Raw genomic sequence first — 18,916 nt, 5'->3', positions numbered from 1 at the left:
CTGCAATGATGCTGGAGCTGCGGACGGACCCGGATCGGCAGGCGCTTCCGATTCCTCATTTTCCTACGCGCATGCAGGCCGTCGTCTGGCGGAACTGGGGTTTGGTTCCGATTAAGCGGCTGGCCTCGGCCCTAGGAGCTTCCGAAAAGCAAATCAAGGAAGTCGCTTCCGGGCTGGGACTCGAAGTGTCGGCGACGGGAAACGAAGAGATATGGCTCAAGAGAGGCTACATTACGATCATTCGCGCCAATTGGCATCTGCTGCCGTTCGGACAGCTGCTCGAGCTGCTCGGCTGGACGGAGGCGCAGCTGGTTTTTACGCTGAAGGAGGACGATTTCCTCTGGATCAAGCTGGGCAGCTTCAAGCCGTGGACGGAGCCGGTCCGATACCGGCCATTGACTGCGGAGGAACAGGAGCGGACGCGGCAAATCCGGGAAACGGTCGCCGGGCTGCCGGATTTGCAGCGGGCCGGAACGGAATCGGGAACAGGAACGGCGTCGGGATCAGGAACGTCGTCAGGAACAGGATCAGCACCGGGAGCAATGTTTGAAAAACCGTTCGCCTTTCTCGATTACGGTCGAAAGCCGGATATGCGGCATCGCGCTCAGCTTCGGGGACCCTCTCCAGGGGAGGTCCGGCTGGATATTCCTTGGACGATCGAGGCGCCGGACGGAACCTCCATTCTCGATTCGGCATTGGAGCGGTTCGCGGAGAGGCATGAACGGATATGGGGAACGAAATGGATCGTTCAGAAGCCTTTCGCGCGCATCATGTCCGGAGAAACTTCGCAACCGGTGATGCGAATCGAGATCGCGGCGGATGCTTCCCTTCGCTCGGAGGATCACGAGGTTATCGTGGGGACGGACCTGATCACGATCCGGGGGGCGGCGGAGACCGGCATCATGCGGGGACTGCAATGGATTGCCGGGCAGACCGGTCAGGGAAAGGTTCCTTATCTCATGGCGGGAACGTACGCAAGGACGACCAAGTTCGATCTGCGCATCATCTATTCGTACAGCGCGGTGTACGGAGACCCGCTCCTGACGCCGGAATCGGACCCTTACCCGGAAGACTTGCTGGAACGGCTGTCCGAGGCGGGCGTCAACGGCATTTGGTTGCAGAGCGTACTATATAATTTCGTCCCCCTCGACGGCCTGCCGGAGGGGATGTCCGCGGACTGGGAGAAGCGGATCGCCGGCTTGCGTCTTCTGGCAGCGCGTGCGGCCAAGTACAGTATTGGCGTTTTCTTGTACTGCAACGAACCGCGTTCGATGCCCGTCGCTTTTTTTGCCGACAAACCCGATTGGCAGGGACATACCGAGGACGGCTCCGCGACGATGTGCACGTCCCATCCCGGGGTGCAGGCCCTATTGCGCGACGGAATCTCCCGGCTTTTCCGCGAAGCTCCCGAATTGGCCGGATTGTTCACGATTACGATGTCGGAAAATTGGACGCATTGCTATTCCCGCGCGGTGAACGGCGTCACCAATTGCCCTCGCTGCGCGCTGCGGAGGCCGGGCGAGGTGGCGGCGGAAGTCAACGGCATCATTGCCGAAGGCGCATTCCGGGTCAAGCCCGAGGCGCGCATTCTTTGCTGGACATGGGGGTGGGCGCCTAGCTGGGGATGGACGGAAAAAGAGATCGAATCCGCCATCGAAAAGCTTCCGGATAACGTCATCGTAATGGCCACGAGCGAGGAAGCGATTCCGACGAACGTAGCCGGCGTTCGGGGGCAGGTCGCAGACTATTCGATGTCCGTCGTCGGTCCCGGCGATAAGTCGCTGCGTAGCTGGCAAGCGGCGCAGGCCCGGGGGCTGCGCACGGCGGCGAAGGTCCAATTCAACAATACGTGGGAATGCTCGGCCGTGCCTTTCCTGCCCGTGTTTCAACTGATCGAGGAGCATCTGGACCGCTTGAGCGAATCCGGCGTTACGAGCTTGATGCTGAGCTGGACGTTGGGAGGCTATCCCTCCCTGAATCTTGCGCTCGCGGCCGACTATTACTGGGAATCCGGATCGCTTGCCAAGCCGAGTATCCGACAAAGAATGGAAGACAGGTTCGGGAGCGCGGCGGGACGGGCGATCGCCGACGCCTCGGCGGCCTTAAGCGGCGCGTTCCGGCAGTTCCCCTTCGATCTGGCCGTGCTGTATTTCGCGCCGCAAAACTTCGGGCCGGCCAACCTGCTGCACTTAGACCCGACCGGATTCGAAGCGACGATGATCGGCAATCCTTACGACGATCTTAAGAGTTGGCGGGGCATTTATCCGGCGGCCCGATTCGCCGGCCAATTCAAGAAACTGGCGAGCGGCTGGAAGAAAGGACTGCGCATGCTGCAAGCGGCGGAGAAGAAGCTGTCTCCCGGTTCGGAGCGGGCGTTCGAGGAATTGACGACTGCGGCGTCGGCAGCCTATCTTCATTTTTACAGCGCTTTTTTGCAAATTGCTTTTGTGAGAACGCGCGATAAATATGTCGCCGCGAGAAGCCCGTCCGTTCGACTGAAGGCTTGCCGCAGACTGATCGACATCGCACGCGAGGAAGCCGGCAACGCCAGGCAGCTGTACGACCTTGTCGGCCGGGACTCCCGGATCGGATTCGAAGCCAGCAATCATTACTATTATACGGCTCAGGATTTACGGGAAAAAACGTTGAATTGCCGGCATGTGATCGAAGAGCTTCACCGGATTGAAAGACAGATAGCCGCTCCGTAAAGCGTGTCTGCTATCGTCTGCTGCTGCCCGCCGCTTCCCGCTGCCGCCCGCCGCCGAAACGCGGCGGGCGTTTTTTACATTCCAGGAAACCTTTATACCCTGCCCGGCGTCTAATCAAGAGTGATCCTCATCGACGAAAGGATGTATGCAATTGCCTATTTTAAATAAAGGACTGATGGCGCTGCTCACGGCCGCGCTGCTGCTGCCGGCCGGCGCGTCCGCGGCGAGCCCGGGCAGGACCGTAGCCGCAACCGCCGCAGCATCGGCGTCCGAGGTCCGCACCGTCGCTTCGACGGCTTTTGTCCAAGTCGTCGCCGGCGAATATTATTCGACCGCCCTGCGCGCTGACGGCACGGTATGGGCTTGGGGACGGACGCTGTTCGGCGAGCTCGGCGTCCTGGAGTCCCGCGTCACGAGCGAGATCGACAGACCTGTCCGGCTCTCGGGATTGCCGGCGATCGCCGCGATCTCGACGAACGGCGTCGGCACGCAGGCAGGCGTCGCGACGGACGGAACGGTCTGGGAGTGGGGAACGAGAGGCGCGGTACAGGGCGGCACGACGCTGCCGACGAAGATTCCCGGCCTGCAGGACGTGAAGGCGGCCGTTCCGGGATTCGCTCTCAAGAAGGACGGCACGCTGTGGAGATGGACCTACGTGCCGCAGGCAGGGGACAAGCCCAAGATCGTCGTTACGCAGATTGCGGGCGCTTATCGCTTCTCGGGCATGATCGCCAAGGGCGATCTCGTCTATGCGATCGACGGCGCAGGCGCCGTCTGGGGCTTCGGGTCGATCCGGAAGCTCGACGGCAGCGGGCTCGCGTTCTTGCCCCCCGCGCGTCTTGCAGGCTTTCCGGCGATGAAGCAGCTGTCCGCCTACCAGGATCGCCTCGTCGGCGTCGATACTTCGGGCCGGGCGTGGCAGGCGCAGTTGGACTTTGAAGCGCTGTACCAGCAGGCCAACCCCGGGCCGATGAAGATCAAGGGCAAGCCGGCGCGGATCGCGACCTCGCTGAAGGCCGAGGAGGCGGAGATCGCGAACTTCGACGCCGTACTGATCCGAACGGCCGGCGGCGACGTATGGTCGACGAACAAATGGCTGACCGGCACGGTCGGCAAGATCGGCGGCTGGTCCGGCATTCGCGAGATTGCGGCAGGCTATCATCACGGCCTCGGGATCGATGCCCAGGGCAGATTGTGGGGCGTCGGCGGGAACCAATGGTACGAAGCGGGATCGGCAAACGTGAACGACGCGCGGATGCTGTACAGGCCCGCGCCCGTGCTGCCGGCGATCGGCATGCTGGTCGACGGCAAGCCGCTCTCGACGGCTTATCCCGCAGTCATGACGGAAGAGCGGCTCCTGGTCCCGCTCAAGGATACCTTGAAGGCGCTCGGCGGCACGCTGAAGGTCAACGCGGACGCATCCTTCGAGCTGACCGTCGGCCGTTCCACGGCCGTTATCAGCCAACGTTCGCCGGAGGCCGAGGTGGATGGAGCGAAGATCATGCTGCCTCTGCAGCCGTATACGCGGCATGGTGCCGTCATGGTGCCGGCCGCCTTGCTGAAGCAAATGGGCGTAACGGTCGCCTGGGATTCCAAGCTCGCGGAGCTGAGCATGAATTTGCCGTAAGCGGCTAATAAATACGCATAAAACAGGGACCGGGCGTTTGCCCGGTCCCTGTTTTATGCGTATGGCCTTCGGTTAGAGCTTCGTGACCGTATAACCGTCGTTTTTCAGCCGCGTGATGATGCCGTCGTCGCCAAGCATATGAAGGGCGCCGACGATGATCATACGGGTGACGTTCTGGTCGTCGTTCAGGTAGGCTTCGATCTTGCTGGACATCGTCAGGTTGCGGTCCAGGACCAGCGCTTTGTAATATTCCTGGTCTTCGGCGGAAGCCTTGATGAGGGCGAGAAGCGCAGTCTCGTCACCTGTCACCCACATGCGCGTGAGGGCATCCATCCCGCTGTTGCTGCTGGCGCTATAAGCGTTAATCGCTTCCTGGAGCTGCTCTTCCTGCAGCGTCGGGGAGAAGCGATCGAACAAAGCCAACTGGCTCTCGGCCGATTCCAGCGGTACGATCAGCTTATTGTCCGAGACGGCTTTCCCCATGAAGTAAGCGTCAATGCCGAGGTTGGCCTGGTATTCCTCCGACGCGGTCGGAATCGATTGGGCGACGACCCAGGGCTCGTATTGATCGAACGTATTTGTCGGCATATCGTTCGCCTTGAGAATGTCGACGAGCGCCTGATACGTTTCCGGGGATACGTGATCCTTGAGCGTCGTTCCATCCTTGTACATGCCATTGTCCGCAATCAGCTTTTCGATCGATTCATCGTCGGTCTTGGTCAGATCGACTTCCACGCCCAGATACTGAGACGCCTTGTACGCGGCTTCGATCTCGGCGCGCAGCGGATACATCTGCGCTTGCGCGACGTGGATGGAGCCAAGCAGGTAGACCGTGTTGCCGTTTTTCTCGGCCTTCCACAGGAAGCCCGTGCTTCCGCCAGGCTGTCCCAGGGGCGTCAGGGAGACTGCGTTATTTTTCGCGTCCCAGGTCACCTTGTAGCCGATCGCTTCGGCGACGAAGCGCAGCGGGACATAAGTCGTACCGCGAACGATGCGAGGCGCTACGTCGAGCGTCACGACTACGCCATTAACGACCGCGGTGCGATTGCCCGCTTGGAGCGCGAAGGACAACCCGCTTTTCGTTCCCATGACCGACTGACTTTTGGCATCCCAGTTCAAAGCGACGCCCAGCTTTTCAAGCAGCGGGCGCATCGGTACGAGCGTCGTACCGTTTTCCACCATCGGATCGCCTTGCTTGAACTGCACGGCCGAGCCGTCCATCCAGACGCTGACAGGCTTGGCTGCGGCCGAAGCCGCGCCGGAGAACACGCTTACTGCCAGGATGAGAGAAAGAAATAGAGCTCCGATCTTTTTCAACTTCACAACACTCCTGTCCGTCTGATTAGGTCGTACGACCCGTTTTAAATGATAAAACTTTAATCCTACCAGAATGTATACAAAATTAGGAAGAATGAAACATAAGAGATTTGACCTCGTTCCAGGGACATGGTGCGGATTCTCAGTTGCGAAAGGCAGGTTCGCCGGGTATAGACGTATAAGCGGTCAGCAATGGCTTTCGAGACAGACACGCGATCTACACGAAATAGAAGACCGATAAAGGCGGGAGGAACCCAATATGCAATGGCAGGGAAGAAGGGGCAGCGCAAACGTAGAGGATCGGCGCGGGATGAGCGGCGGAGGCAAGCTGGTTGGCGGCGGCATCGGCGGGATCATCGTGCTGGTGATCGCGCTGCTGTTCGGCGGCGGGGACATCGGCAGCATCTTAAACAATATGACGGGCACGACGACGAGCTCCGTCAGCGATACGCCTTACCAGGGCAGCCAGGAGGAAGACGAGCTGGCTCAGTTCGTGTCGGTGGTGCTCGCGGATACGGAGGACGTTTGGTCGCAGCTTTTTGCGGAAAAAGGGCTCACGTACGAAGACCCGAAGCTGGTGCTTTACAACGGCAGCGTGCAATCCGAGTGCGGCACGGCGGGCTCTTCCGTCGGCCCCTTCTATTGTCCGGGCGACCACAAGCTGTATATCGATCTCAGCTTCTATGACGAGCTGAAGACAAAGTTCCAGGCGCCTGGCGACTTCGCCATGGCTTACGTCATCGCCCACGAGGTCGGACATCACGTGCAGACGCTGCTCGGCACGACGAACATGGGCGCCAAGCAGAGCAACGCCCAATCCGTGCGGACCGAGCTGCAGGCGGACTACTATGCTGGCGTGTGGGCGCATCATGCGCAGGATATGAACGTGCTGGACCAGGGAGACTTGGAAGAGGCCATCACGGCGGCCAGCGCGGTCGGCGACGATACGCTGCAGAAGAAGGCGCAAGGCTACGTCGTGCCGGAGAGCTTCACGCACGGCACGTCCGAGCAGCGGATGCGGTGGTTTAAGAAGGGCTTCGACAGCGGCACGATCGAGGGCGGGGATACGTTTAGCGCTAAAAATCTGTAGGCTGCCACGGTTGGCAGGAAGTTTGATCGAGGGCTGCCGGGGAATTCCTAGCGGCCCTCTTGTGATTCCTTGCGGATTCGGGCGGCGGCAAATCGAGGACAGGTAAGCGCGCTATAGACGTGCTCAAGCTTTTCGGAAGTTTGGCGGGGCGGTCGTAAAAACCTGCATGTATACATGTATTTTCTGTCGAGATGTGACGCTGAACGAAATGCCTGCAAATATGCAGGCAAATGCAAAGCATAAGCCAGAAATCCGGCTGATGAAGGGAAATGCCTGCACATTTGCATTTATTTTGTTCGAGAGGGCTGGAATTGGCGGAAAAAGATGTATATTTGCAGGAATTGCAGCGAAGGTAAGGCGCGGGTGATGGTACTCGGGTGAATGTACTCGGGTGAAGGTATGTGGGTGCTGGTAAGCAAGCGATGGTAAGCGGATGGCGGTACGCGGGCAGTGGTATGCGGGTGGCGAGACATGTGCGACGATAAACGGAGCGCCCAAGCGCGTCAATGTGCGGGAGATAGACGGTTTTTTCGGTTAATGGTGTGCCAAAGTCGATCTATGTGCCGAAGATGAGAATTTTAGCTTTACAAACGCTCTCCCGATCGAGCGACAGCGCCCGATCTCCAACTTCGTAATTTTGCGCCTAGAACGCCCATAAACGCACATCGTCATGGAATCGTTTTCATTTTACGATGAGAAGGATTCCATATTATGGGGAGGCCACCAGACCATGTCCAGTTGGAGAAAATGGCTTGCGGCGTGCATGACGGCGCTGCTGATGCTGACATCGATGCCGGCGTTCGCGGCGGAGAACGCGCAGCAGGAGCCGCAGCGCATGCAGGAAGCGGATGCGGGGGGCGCTGGCGTCACTGCGCCGGCCTACATACGCATCAAGAATAAATGGCAGAGCAATTACCTGTACGAGGGCTCGGACGGTACCGTGCGCTACGGGCGGACGGCGCTGGACGACGCCTCGTCGCAGTGGCGGCTCGAGCCGGTGGCCGGCGGGACGCGCATCCAGAACCGCGCCACCGGCCACTATATCACGATCGCCGAGACGGCGAAGCGCAGGGATGCGCTCGTCGCGCGCGAGATCGGAGTCAGCACGGCCGACGATCAATGGCTCATCGAGGACGCGAGCCGGCCGGGCTACAAGGTGATCAAGAGCGCGACAGCCGATGCAAGCGCGAACCTGGTCATCCACGAGGAGGACCAGCTAGGTTATGCCGAAGTCAGCAATGACATCAATATTACGTTCGAGAGCCCGCAATGGATGTTCGAGCCGGCGGAGACGCTGCAGCCGGTGCTCATCGCGAACGAGTTTCGGGCGGGACAGTTCCTCTACGAGACGGCCAATCCGGAGGATGGGCGCACGAGCAATGTAGTCGCCTTCGGCAAGATCGATCCGACGGATCCGAAGGCGCACTGGTACGTGGAGGTCGAGTCGGGCCAAGCCGGAGCGGCGCAGACCGTGCGCCTCCGCAACCGGGCGACGGGCGACTATATCGAGCAGTTCGACGCGGACAATTATTGGCGCAGAATCGAGACGGCCCCGGCGTCCGCGGCAGAGGCGCAGCGCTGGACGATCGCCCCCGCCGCGGCGGAGAACGGCGATCCCGCACCGGGATACGTCTCCATCGTAAGCGCGGGACATCCCGCTTTTGTGCTCAATACGCAGTTCGAGGATACGTACGCGAGGTCCAACGATTGGTCGAACGCGGGGCGAACCAACGCGCATTGGAAAATCACGCCCGCCTACGACGTCAAGCCTGTCCGCATCGTGAATTACACGGCGGCGGACGCAGGCACGGACTATCTCTATGAAGGCGACGGCGGCCTGCTGAATCATGGCGCGCTGGCGGCCGGCGGGGAGAACGACCCGGCTTACCAATGGATCGTCGAGGACCAGGACGGCAAGAAGCGTATCCGCAATGCGGCGACGGGAAGCTATCTGGCGTCCGGCGACCCGCTCGCGGTGAGCGCTGCCGGGTCGGTGACATCGGCAGTTTATCAATGGCAGCTCGCGCCTTCCGATATGTACGACGACTACGTGAACATCGCCGCCGGGGACGGCTCCGGCCTGTTGCTGCTTCAGGACGGCGTTCTGCGCACGGGCGCGTCCGATCCGGACGCCGACGCCGCGCAGTGGCTGCTTGAGGATCCGGCGGCGCGGACGGACGGGTCGCCGCAGTACGTGCGCATTCAGAACGAGTGGAAGCCTTATGTCTGGTACGAGGACGATCGCGGAGATTTGAAGTACGGCAATCCGCGCACGGACGGACGGGACCAATGGCTGATCGAGAAATATCAAGGCCGCAAGCGGATCCAGAACCGCGCCACCGGCCATTATGTCAACCTGCAGAGCATGACCGACGGCCATATCCGCGTCACCGACGTTTCGGATAACTGGACGAGCGCCATCTGGGTCGTCGAATCGCTCGCAGGCGGCTCCAAGCTGATCTATAACGTGGCGGACCGGGTGAAAAACCAGGAGGTTCAGAAGCTGGTCAACCTGCAAAACCTGAACAAGTATGCGGAGTACGCCGAGATCAACCGGAACTGGGGCAGTCCGCACTGGGCGCTGATTCCGGCGGACGACGCCGGACCGTCGCACCTGCGTTTTACGAACAAGCAAGGACAATCGCTCTACGAGGAAACGGAAGGCGATGCGGCAGGCAAGGTGCGCTACGACGATCTGCCGGCCTCCGACATGCGCGCCGTATGGTACGTCGAGGATGCGGGCGGCGGGGCCAAGCGTCTGAAGAACGTGAATACCGGCCACTACATCGCGATGGAAAACATGGCGGGACACGAATCGGAGGATGCGCCGAATCTGCCGCTCGGCACGGAAGCGGTCGTGTACGAGTCGTGGGGCAGCGCCAAATGGTATCTGGAGGCTGCGTCCAAAAGCGGGTATACCGCGATCCGCAGCGGCTGGGCCGGCCATTATATTTACGCGGACGGCACAGGGGGCACGAAGGTGAGCAAGACCGTCAAGTCGGGCGGCGGAGACTTCGCGGACGACGCGCTGTTCAAGGCGGAGCCCGTCGAGCTGAAGCCCGAGCTGCCCGAAGGCTACATCCGCATACAGAATGAAGCGAACGGTCGATACCTTTATGAAAACCGCGGCGGCGTCGTCCTGTACGGCAGCCTTGCCGAGAACAACGGGTACGGCCATTGGCGGCTCGTCCAGCAGGATGGCGCGACCCGGATCGAGAACCGGGCGACCGGCCACCTCATGACGCTGACACCGGATTACCGGTACATCGAGAGTCTGCCGGCCTCGGACGCCTCGGATCCGGCTGCGGACTGGTCGATCGAGGCTTCGGCTTCGTCAACCGGGCATTGGCTGATCCGCAATCTGGCCGCCGGCTACGACGATGAATATGTCCATACGGACAACGCCGCAGGTTATGCGGAACGCGGGCTCGTGCCGGTTTCATTCGGAACAGCGAGGTGGAGCTTCGCGGCGGCGCCGGCAGAATACGAGACGCCGGAAGATGGAGGCGCGGCGAATACGGACACGGCGACGCCGATCTTCGACGATAGCGCCTACACGCGGATCGGCAGCGGGGGCGTCTGGCTCGCGGACCGCGATGGAACGATCGCGCTTGCCAATGAGAACGGAGCGGCTGCGCAGTGGCTGCTCCAAGACTTCAACGGCCGCAAGCTGCTCAAAAACCGGGCAAGCGGACGGCTGCTGGCGCTGGACAAAGCGGGGCAGCCGATCGCTGCGGCCGAAGTCACGCGCGGACAGGCGACCTCGCAGTGGGAGGTAGTCGAGACGCAGGGGCTGCTGGAGCTTCGGAGCGCGGCCGATCGCGCAGGCTTGCTCCTGCATGCCGAAGTAGCCGCCGAATACGGCAACGCCGCGGACGCCGCGCAAGGGCGCTGGAACTACGAACGCTTGCCGGGCGATGTCATCTATGAAGCAGAAAATGCATTCATGGGCGGCGATGTCGCGACACGGCAAGACCTGTCCGGCTATACAGGGGACGGATATGCATCCGGATGGGCTGCGGGCACGGAGAGCGCTAATGGCGCAACCGGCACCGGCACTAGCGATCCGGACGGCGCGCACGCCAAGCTGACCTTTACCGTTAACGCGCAGGCTGCAGGAGACTACGACGCGGTCGTCCGTTACGCTGCGCCGGGCGCATCCGTCTCGTCGACGCTCGGCGTCGCCGTCAACGGACTCTCGACCAGCGCGCTCAGTCTCCCGCCGACCGGCGCAGGCTGGTCGACGGCGACACTGCGCCTGACGCTGCGCCAAGGGCTGAACACGATCGCGCTGCAGCCGATGGACGCAGGTGCGGTTGCCGGTCAGACGGCCTCCCTTGCCGTTGACTCGCTTACCCTGAAGAACAGCGTTGCGCCGGCATACCGAGGCGCCACGGCACCTTACGCGACCTACGAGGCGGAGGACGCCGAGACGAACGGCGAGCTGCTTCGCGCCTCTCGCTCGTATTACGATCCCGCCTCCGAAGCTTCCGGCCGCCAGGCCGTGAAGCTGAGCGAGACCGGCGACTATGTCGCGTTCACGCTGGCGCATCCGGCCAACTCGATCGTGCTGCGCTATTCGATTCCCGACAGCGCGGACGGCGCGGGCCGTACGGAGACGCTAGGGCTGTACGTCAACGGCCAGTTCCGGCAGAAGCTGACGCTGACGTCCAAGTACGCCTGGGAATACGGCAGCTATCCGTGGTCCAACGATCCGACGCAAGGCAGCGGGCACCGCTTTTTCGACGAAGCGCATGCGCTGATCGGCGACGTGCCTGCGGGCGCAAAGATCTCTCTTAAGAAGGATGCCGACAGCACTGCCGCTTTTTACACGATCGATCTGGCGGACTTCGAGCAGGCGGCGGCTGCGCTGCGAATGCCCGAGGGCTTCCTGTCCGTGGACGATTACGGCGCGGCGCCGGACGACGGCATCGACGACACCGCGGCCTTCAAGCGGGCGATGGATGCCGCGAAAACCGAAGGCAAGGGCGTCTGGTTCCCTGCCGGCGAGTACGGGCTGCGGGACGGCTTGCTCGACCTGGACCGCATCCAGATCCGGGGCGCGGGCATGTGGCACACGCAGTTGACGGGCGCCAAGTTCGTCGGCAAAGGAGACGATATCGGCGTCTACGATCTGCTCATCGACGGGGATATCAACGTGCGCGACGACGAGGCGATCACCAATGCGTTCCACGGCGGCTTCGGTCCGGGCTCCGTGCTGCAGAACGTCTGGATCGAGCATACGAAGGCGGGTCTGTGGCTCACCAAGGTGAAGGACGGCGAATCGTATACGCACGGCTTGCATATGGTCGGACTGCGCATGCGCAACCTGATGGCGGACGGCATCAACTTCAGCGTCGGCACGACGGACAGCATGCTCGAGCAGAGCGACGTGCGCTACCCGGGCGACGACGGCATCGCGATGTGGTCGACCGACGGCCTTTCGAGCGTTAATAACACGGCGCGCTTCAATACGGTGAGCCTGCCGTGGCTCGCCAACAATATCGCCGTTTTCGGCGGCACGGACAACCGGATTCAGGATAACGTAGCCAAGGATACGATCGCCAACGGCTCGGGCATTACGGTGTCCACGCGTTTCAACCCGCTCCCGTTTGCAGGTACGACGGTCGTCGAGCGCAATACGCTGATCCGCACGGGCAGCTACGATACGGGCCTGCAAACCAATCTTGGCGCATTCTGGCTGTTCGCCGACACGAAAAACATGACCGGCGACATCGCCATACGCGACAACGCGGCGCTGGACAGCACGTACGCAGGCGTTGTGGTCAACGGAACGCAGGACGTTTCGGGCGGCAGGCTGCGGCTGCAAAACCTCGTGCTCGACGGCGCCGGCACCGTCGGCGTACAGGTTGCGCCGACCGTCGCAGGCGCGGCAGAGATCGACAACGTCATCGTTCGCGGCGCGAAAATCGCGGACGTCTCGAACGCCTCGGCGGGCTTCGCTCTTCGCGAGGTCAACGAGGGCTTCGCATCCGCGGCCAAACCGTTCGCGGCGACGGCCGAGGGCGGTTCGCTGAACGGCTTTGCGCTGACCGCAGGCGCATCGCTGACGATCAAGGTGAACGATGCCGCAGGCAAGGTTGTGACGCAGCAATCGACGTTTGCGACGGAGCAAGCCTCTTTCGCGGCCGTAGATGCCGCGGGCGTACTGAAGGGCATCGCGGCGGGCGAGACGCGTCTGCGCGTCGCCTATAACGGAGCCGAGCGGACGTATACGGTAAAAGTCGCGTCCGCGCAGGTCGTTAACCCGCCGGCTACCGAAGGGGACGGCAACGGCGGAGCTGCCGGCAGCGCGCTCGACGCCGCGGCTGCGGCTAACGACGCCAAGCTGAAGGCGGCGTCAGGCCAAGCGATCGCGATATCCGCGGCGGCGGACGGCACCGCGCCGTTTACCGTGCAAGCGCTGCTCGCGGCTGCCGATAACCAACCGGACGCCGTCCTGACGATTGCAAGCGGCGATAGCACTTACCGGTTCCCGCTGTCGCTGGCCGCCAAGCTCATCAAGGCGCGCGGTTACGATCAGGACCCGAAGGCATTGTGGATTTTCGAGATCAAGCCGCTCGAAGACAAATCCCTGGCACCGCTCCGGGAGGCGGCGAAGCATCAGAATCTCGAGCTGGTCGCGGCGCCGGTCGAATTCGCCATAACGCTCCTCAGCGGCGCCAAGACCGAGACGATCGCGGACTTCGGCGGCATCTACGTCGACCGCACATTAAAGACGGCTAATCGTCTTGACGAAGCCTCTGTCACGGCGGTCGTTTACCGGCAGGACGAAGACGGGACGGGAGCGTTCGTCTACGTGCCGGCACTGTTCGAGGCGAGCGAGGACGGCGGCACGATCGTCACGATCCGCAGCCCCGGCAACAGCGTGTACGCCGTCGTGTCGCATACCGCTGCGTTCGCTGATCTGGCGAATCATTGGGCCAAGCAGGAAATTGAGCGGATGGCGTCGAAACTAATCGTCAAAGGCGTTGGAGGCGATGCGTTCGGACCTGCGCGCAGCATCACGCGGGCCGAATTCGCGGCGCTGCTTGTCCGGGGGCTCGGCCTCCGGGATCCGGGAGGCGATACCGGCTTCCAAGACGTGGCCGGCATCGCCTGGTACGCTGCAGAGGTGCGCACGGCGGCCAGCTACGGTCTCGTCCGCGGCTTCGAGGACGGCAGCTTCCGTCCGCAGGCGACGGTCACCCGCGAAGAGATCGCGGTCATGGCGGCGCAAGCGCTGAAGCTGGCCGGCGCGTCCTCCATGACGGACGAGGAAGCGAATGCGCCCGCAACGTTTGCGGATGCGGACGACGTCCATGCCTGGGCGGCAGACGCAGTGCGGACCGCATCTTCGTTAGGCATCCTAAAAGGATTGCCGGACGGACGCTTCGCGCCGCGTTCCACAGCGACGCGGGCGGAAGCCGTAGCGATGCTCAGCCGCACGCTGCAGGCAGCGGGGCTGACGAGCGCAGCCGATTAACCGGCGCGTCATGATGCGTCAACGCTGGGCGTACCGTAACAAAAACAGGAATCGCATCGTCAATAGGTTTTGAACACGGAAATGCGCGTCTTCGCTCCGAAGCGGAGATGCGCATTTCTTGCCGGTTAGCGGCCGGCGGCGTCTTCGGAGGCTGCCGCTGCCGTCCGGGCGCCGCGCCGCTGCGCGAGAACACAGGGATCGTCGGGGGGAAGCATGAGGAGAACGATAGGGGTATGGATGCTGGCGCTGATGATCGGTATGCTGGGCTGCGTAAGCGGGTTTGCCGCCGCATACGCCGAAGAAGCCGCGGCGCTGATCCGCAACGGCGGCGCCGAGAGCTCGGCTGGCGGGACAGGTCTGCCCGAAGGCTGGGCGCAAGACGTATATACGTCGGATGCTGGCGGCGCTGCGGTCAGCACGCTGACGGTCGGACAGGACGGCGGCCATAGCGGGCAAGCCTATTTGAGCGTCTCCAGCGCGAGCGAGAACGACGCGCGCTGGATCCAGGAGGTAGCGGTCGAGGCCGATACGGTCTACAGGCTGTCCGGCTGGATTCGGGTCGCGGGCGGGATCGCCGAGCGAACCGGCGGCAACCTCTCCGTACTCGGCATCGCGGCTCCATTCCCGTCGGTCGGCGATTCCCAGGGCGAATGGCGCCAGGTCGAATGGTACGGCAAGACAGGCGCCGGCCAGACGAGCGTCACCGTCGCGGCCCGCCTCGGCAGCTACGGCAGCCTGAACAGCGGCAAGGCGGACTTCGACGATATCGCGCTCGAAAAGCTGGCGGAAGCTCCGGCAGGCGCCGTCGTCATTCCGTTGTGGCCTGAAGCCTACGCAGGAGCGGCGGCTTCAGGCGGTGACGGCACAGGAGGCGGGCGCGGCACGTATACGTCCATGATGTTTTTGCTGGCCGCCGCTTACGCGGCCTTGGCTTGGGCGGTCGTCTCCTACTTGCGCCGCGCGGGAGACGCGCGTCTGCCAGACGGGAGCAAGGAGCGTACGGGCAAAGGCGTCGCGCTGCTGCTTTTCGCTGGCGCCTTGCTTATCCGCGCGGTCTGCGCGCCGCTCATGCAGGGGCACCCGATCGACGCCCTCGACTTTTATTTCTGGGCGAACCATGTTTACGAAGCGGGCCTTCACGGCTTTTATACGGCAGACATCTTCGTGGACTATCCTCCTGGCTATATCTATGTGCTCTACGTCGTCGGCCTGCTGCAGAAGCTGATGCATATCGGCTATCCGTCCGCCGGTTCGGCGCTGTTGCTCAAGCTGCCGTCGATCGCGGCCGATCTCGCGTCCTCGTACGTCCTGCTGCGCATCGCGCGTCCGCGTTTCGGCGCAGCCGCGGGCGCCGCGATCGCTTCTCTTTACCTGTTCAACCCGATGGTATTCCACAACTCGGTCGTATGGGGCCAGATCGACTCGTTCCTCGCGCTGTTCATCCTGCTCGCCGTCTGGGCGATCGCGGCAGGCAAGCTTCCCTATGCGACGGCAGCCGTCGCCGCCGCCGTGCTGATCAAGCCGCAGGCGATCGTCGCCATTCCGGTGCTGCTGCTCGCGCTGGCCGTTCGGCGCAGCCGTAAGGCCTGGGGCGAGTCGCTGCTGTACGGCGCAGCCGTCTTTATCCTGCTCGTACTGCCGTTCTCCATCCATCAATCCCCGGACTGGATCGTCGAGCGCTACAAGGCGATGTTCGACAGCTACCCCTACGCCACGCTGAACGCGGCCAACCTGTACGGCCTGCTCGGCTTGAACGGCGTCAAAGTAACTGCTGCGATGGCGTTCTGGAGCAACCTGTCGGTCGTGCTCATCGTCGCTTATGTCGTCTGGCTGGCCTGGCGGCATCGCAAGCTTCAGGCTGCGCCGCGCTGGACGTACCTGGCTTACTTGACCTTCCTGCTCGTGTTCGTCCTCAAGACCAGCATGCACGAGCGTTACGGTTACCCGGCCGTCGCGCTTGCGCTGCTCACGTATATCCTGCTCAAGGACCGCCGCTTGCTGTGGATGTTCCTCGGCCTTACGTTCACGCATTTCGCGGACGCGGCTTACGTGCTCTACTTCGGATTGGATAAAAACTATTACTTATCCGGCACGGACGGCTTTTTCCGCTTCCTGTCGCTCGTCAACCTGGCGATCTCGGCCTACGCCGTCTACGTTGGCTGGACGCTGGACAAGGGCAAGGCGCTGGCAGCCACGCAGGCTGCAACAGCCGACTCCACTAGAGGCGGCAAAGGCGGCGTTTCGTCCAAAGCGGCGTCAGCCCAAACCACGTCGTCCAAATCGACGCCCGCCAAACCTGCGTTCGTGACCGCCATATCGGCATCCGACGCCAAGTTTTCCCGGCTCGATCGCTTGCTCGTCGTCGGCTTGACGCTCGTTTACGGCATCCTCGCGCTCGTGAACCTCGGCTCGATGCGCGCGCCCGAGTCCGGTTGGACGCCCGCCGCGCCGGCCAGCGCCATCGTGTACGACTTCGGCGAGCCGCAGGCGGTCGCCTCGGTCATCTGGTTCGGCGGTACACGCGACGAGGGGCGCGCGGAGGACAGCACGATCGAGCTGTCGCAATCGGCGGACGGCAGCAACTGGACGAGCGCCCTGTCGTTCATGCTGAACGGCGGCTCCGTCTTCCAATGGAAGGAGCAGCCTGTCGCCATCAACCAGCGGTATGTGCGCGTCTCGGCATCGAATCCGGGCTGGACGCTGTACGAGCTGTCCTTCCGCGACGCGGAGGGCGGCACCTTGACGCCGGCCAAGACGAGCGAAGGCGGCGACGCGCTGCTCGACGAGCCGGGCGACGTGCCCAAGAAGCCGTCTTATCTCAACAGCATGTATTTCGACGAGATCTATCACGGCCGCACGGCTTACGAGTTCCTGCACCATATCGAGCCTTACGAGACGACGCACCCGCCGCTCGGCAAAGGTCTGATGGCGCTCGGCGTCTCCTTGTTCGGCATGAACCCTTTCGGCTGGCGGATTGTGGGCACGCTGCTCGGCATCGCGATGATTCCGCTCATGTATTTGCTTGCCAAGCGGATGTTCGGGCGCACCGAGCTTGCCTTCGCGGCTGCGTTCCTGCTGACGTTCGACTTCATGCACTTCACGCAGACGCGCATCGCGACGGTCGACGTCTACGGCGTTTTCTTCATTCTGCTCATGTATCTTTACATGTACAAGTATTACGAACGGGCTCTTGCGGGAGAAAGCTTCCGCCGCGTCGCCGTGCCGCTCGCGCTGGCGGGCCTGTTCTTCGGACTCGGGGCAGCGAGCAAATGGATCGATATTTACGCGGGGGGCGGACTTGCGGTGTTGTTCGCGATCACGCTGTGGCGGCGCCGGGCGGAGCGTGCGTTCCTGCTGCGCACCGTGCTGTGGTGCGTGCCGTTTTTCCTGGTCGTGCCCGCGCTGATCTATACGGCGAGCTACATTCCGTTTTTCCTCGTACCCGGTCCGGGGCACGGCTTTCACGACATGCTGACCTACCAGAAGTTCATGTATAACTACCATGCGCATCTGGTGGCGACCCATCCGTTCGCGTCGAGCTGGTGGGAGTGGCCGTTGATGATCAAGCCGATCTGGTATTACGGCGGCGCAGTCGCGGCGGACCAGGTGTCGAGCATCGTGGCGATGGGCAATCCTGCCGTATGGTGGATCGGCATCCCGGCCGTCGCAGGCGCGATTTTCCTGCTCTTGAGGGGCCGGGCCCGCGATCCGCGGCTTGTCTTTCTGCTGATCGGGCTAGCCGCAGAGTATCTCCCGTGGGTCGGGGTGTCCCGCCTGACCTTTATCTATCATTTTTTCGCAAGCGTACCGTTTATCATTCTTCTGATCGTTTATTTATTGAAGGAAGGCAGGGAGAGCGTGCGGCTGACGCGGGGCCACGTCTACGGCTACCTTGGCGCGGCGCTGCTGCTGTTCGTCCTGTTCTATCCGATCCTGTCCGGCATGACGGTGGACAAATCCTATGTCGCTCACGCGCTCCGTTGGTTCAATTCCTGGATTTTTAACGGCTGAGAAGGAGCGGAATCGAATGACGACCGACAAAACGAATGCCACGGGCGGAGCTGCGGGACGGATATCGGCGGAAAGCGCGAATCGCGACCGCTGCCCGCTCTGCGGCGGACCGAACGGCTGCGCGATCGAGGAGGGCCGGCCTGCCGAGTCTTGCTGGTGCATGCGCAGGGCGATCGGCAAGGACGTTCTGGCAAGCGTGCCGACGTCGCTTCGGGGACGCTCCTGCATCTGTCCGGCTTGCGCCGCGGGCGGCAAATAAAAAAAAGGTGTCCGGCCCTGAGGGCGCGGACACCTTTTTTTATCAAACCTCGCTGCCGGCCTGCTGCGACCCATTCCTCCGCGTACTGGCGCTTTATGGATGTTTGACGAGCCAAATGCCTGCATGTGTACAGGTATTCTCGACCGACTCGCAGCACATGTTGAAATACCTGCAAAAGTGCAGGCAAATGCAAAGCACAAGCCGGAAACCCGGTTGATGGCGGAATATGCCTGCGTATTTGCATCTTTTCTGACCAGGCGGTGCAATCTCGGCAAAAATAGCTGTATATTCGGTTACTACTTAGGCCCCCCCCTCGGCGGGGGGATTTTTTGTTTTTTTCTAACCTAGAAGGGATTTAAGCATACCCATCGAGAATTAGTAGTTAAACCCAAACGAGGATTGTGAAGAGATGGAATTT

The 18,916-nt window shown here is 62.1% G+C and carries 7 protein-coding genes; 6 read left to right on the top strand and 1 reads right to left on the bottom strand.

All coding sequences use genetic code 11. From position 1 onward, the window contains the following. Positions 1-5: 5 nt before the first annotated feature. Together ACFOTD_RS31035 and ACFOTD_RS31030 are read left to right on the top strand one after the other, a co-directional pair. On the top strand, positions 6-2,708 hold the full coding sequence (locus ACFOTD_RS31035) for a beta-N-acetylhexosaminidase family protein (RefSeq protein WP_378123822.1): 2,703 nt from the start codon (positions 6-8) through the stop codon (positions 2,706-2,708). A 151-nt stretch (positions 2,709-2,859) separates the two neighbouring features. Then, positions 2,860-4,335 (top strand): stalk domain-containing protein, encoded by a 1,476-nt coding sequence (locus ACFOTD_RS31030; protein WP_378123821.1) that lies wholly within the window; start codon positions 2,860-2,862, stop codon positions 4,333-4,335. Positions 4,336-4,407: 72 nt separating this feature from the next. Here ACFOTD_RS31030 and ACFOTD_RS31025 read toward each other — a convergent pair whose 3' ends face one another. After that, the gene (locus tag ACFOTD_RS31025; protein WP_378123820.1) at positions 4,408-5,652 is read right to left on the bottom strand and encodes a TraB/GumN family protein; all 1,245 of its coding nucleotides are present in this window, start codon (positions 5,650-5,652) and stop codon (positions 4,408-4,410) included. Positions 5,653-5,911: 259 nt separating this feature from the next. On the opposite strand from ACFOTD_RS31025, the gene ypfJ reads away from it, so the two are divergent. The 4 genes from ypfJ (at position 5,912) to ACFOTD_RS31005 (ending at position 18,498) form a co-directional block, all read left to right on the top strand. Continuing rightward, positions 5,912-6,742, top strand: coding sequence for a KPN_02809 family neutral zinc metallopeptidase (gene ypfJ / locus ACFOTD_RS31020; protein ID WP_378123819.1), 831 nt, complete (start codon positions 5,912-5,914; stop codon positions 6,740-6,742). Between the two features lie 730 nt (positions 6,743-7,472). Then, positions 7,473-14,228: an S-layer homology domain-containing protein gene (locus tag ACFOTD_RS31015; protein ID WP_378123817.1), complete on the top strand. Its 6,756-nt coding sequence runs from the start codon at positions 7,473-7,475 to the stop codon at positions 14,226-14,228. A 213-nt stretch (positions 14,229-14,441) separates the two neighbouring features. After that, on the top strand, positions 14,442-18,239 hold the full coding sequence (locus ACFOTD_RS31010; RefSeq protein WP_378123816.1) for a glycosyltransferase family 39 protein: 3,798 nt from the start codon (positions 14,442-14,444) through the stop codon (positions 18,237-18,239). A gap of 16 nt (positions 18,240-18,255) precedes the next feature. Continuing rightward, on the top strand, positions 18,256-18,498 hold the full coding sequence (locus ACFOTD_RS31005; RefSeq protein ID WP_378123815.1) for a cysteine-rich CWC family protein: 243 nt from the start codon (positions 18,256-18,258) through the stop codon (positions 18,496-18,498). Positions 18,499-18,916 lie beyond the last annotated feature (418 nt).

Source organism: Cohnella sp. GCM10012308 (genome assembly GCF_042649185.1).
Classification (GTDB): Bacteria; Bacillota; Bacilli; order Paenibacillales; family Paenibacillaceae; genus Cohnella.
This window is presented reverse-complemented; position numbering and strand designations above follow the sequence as displayed.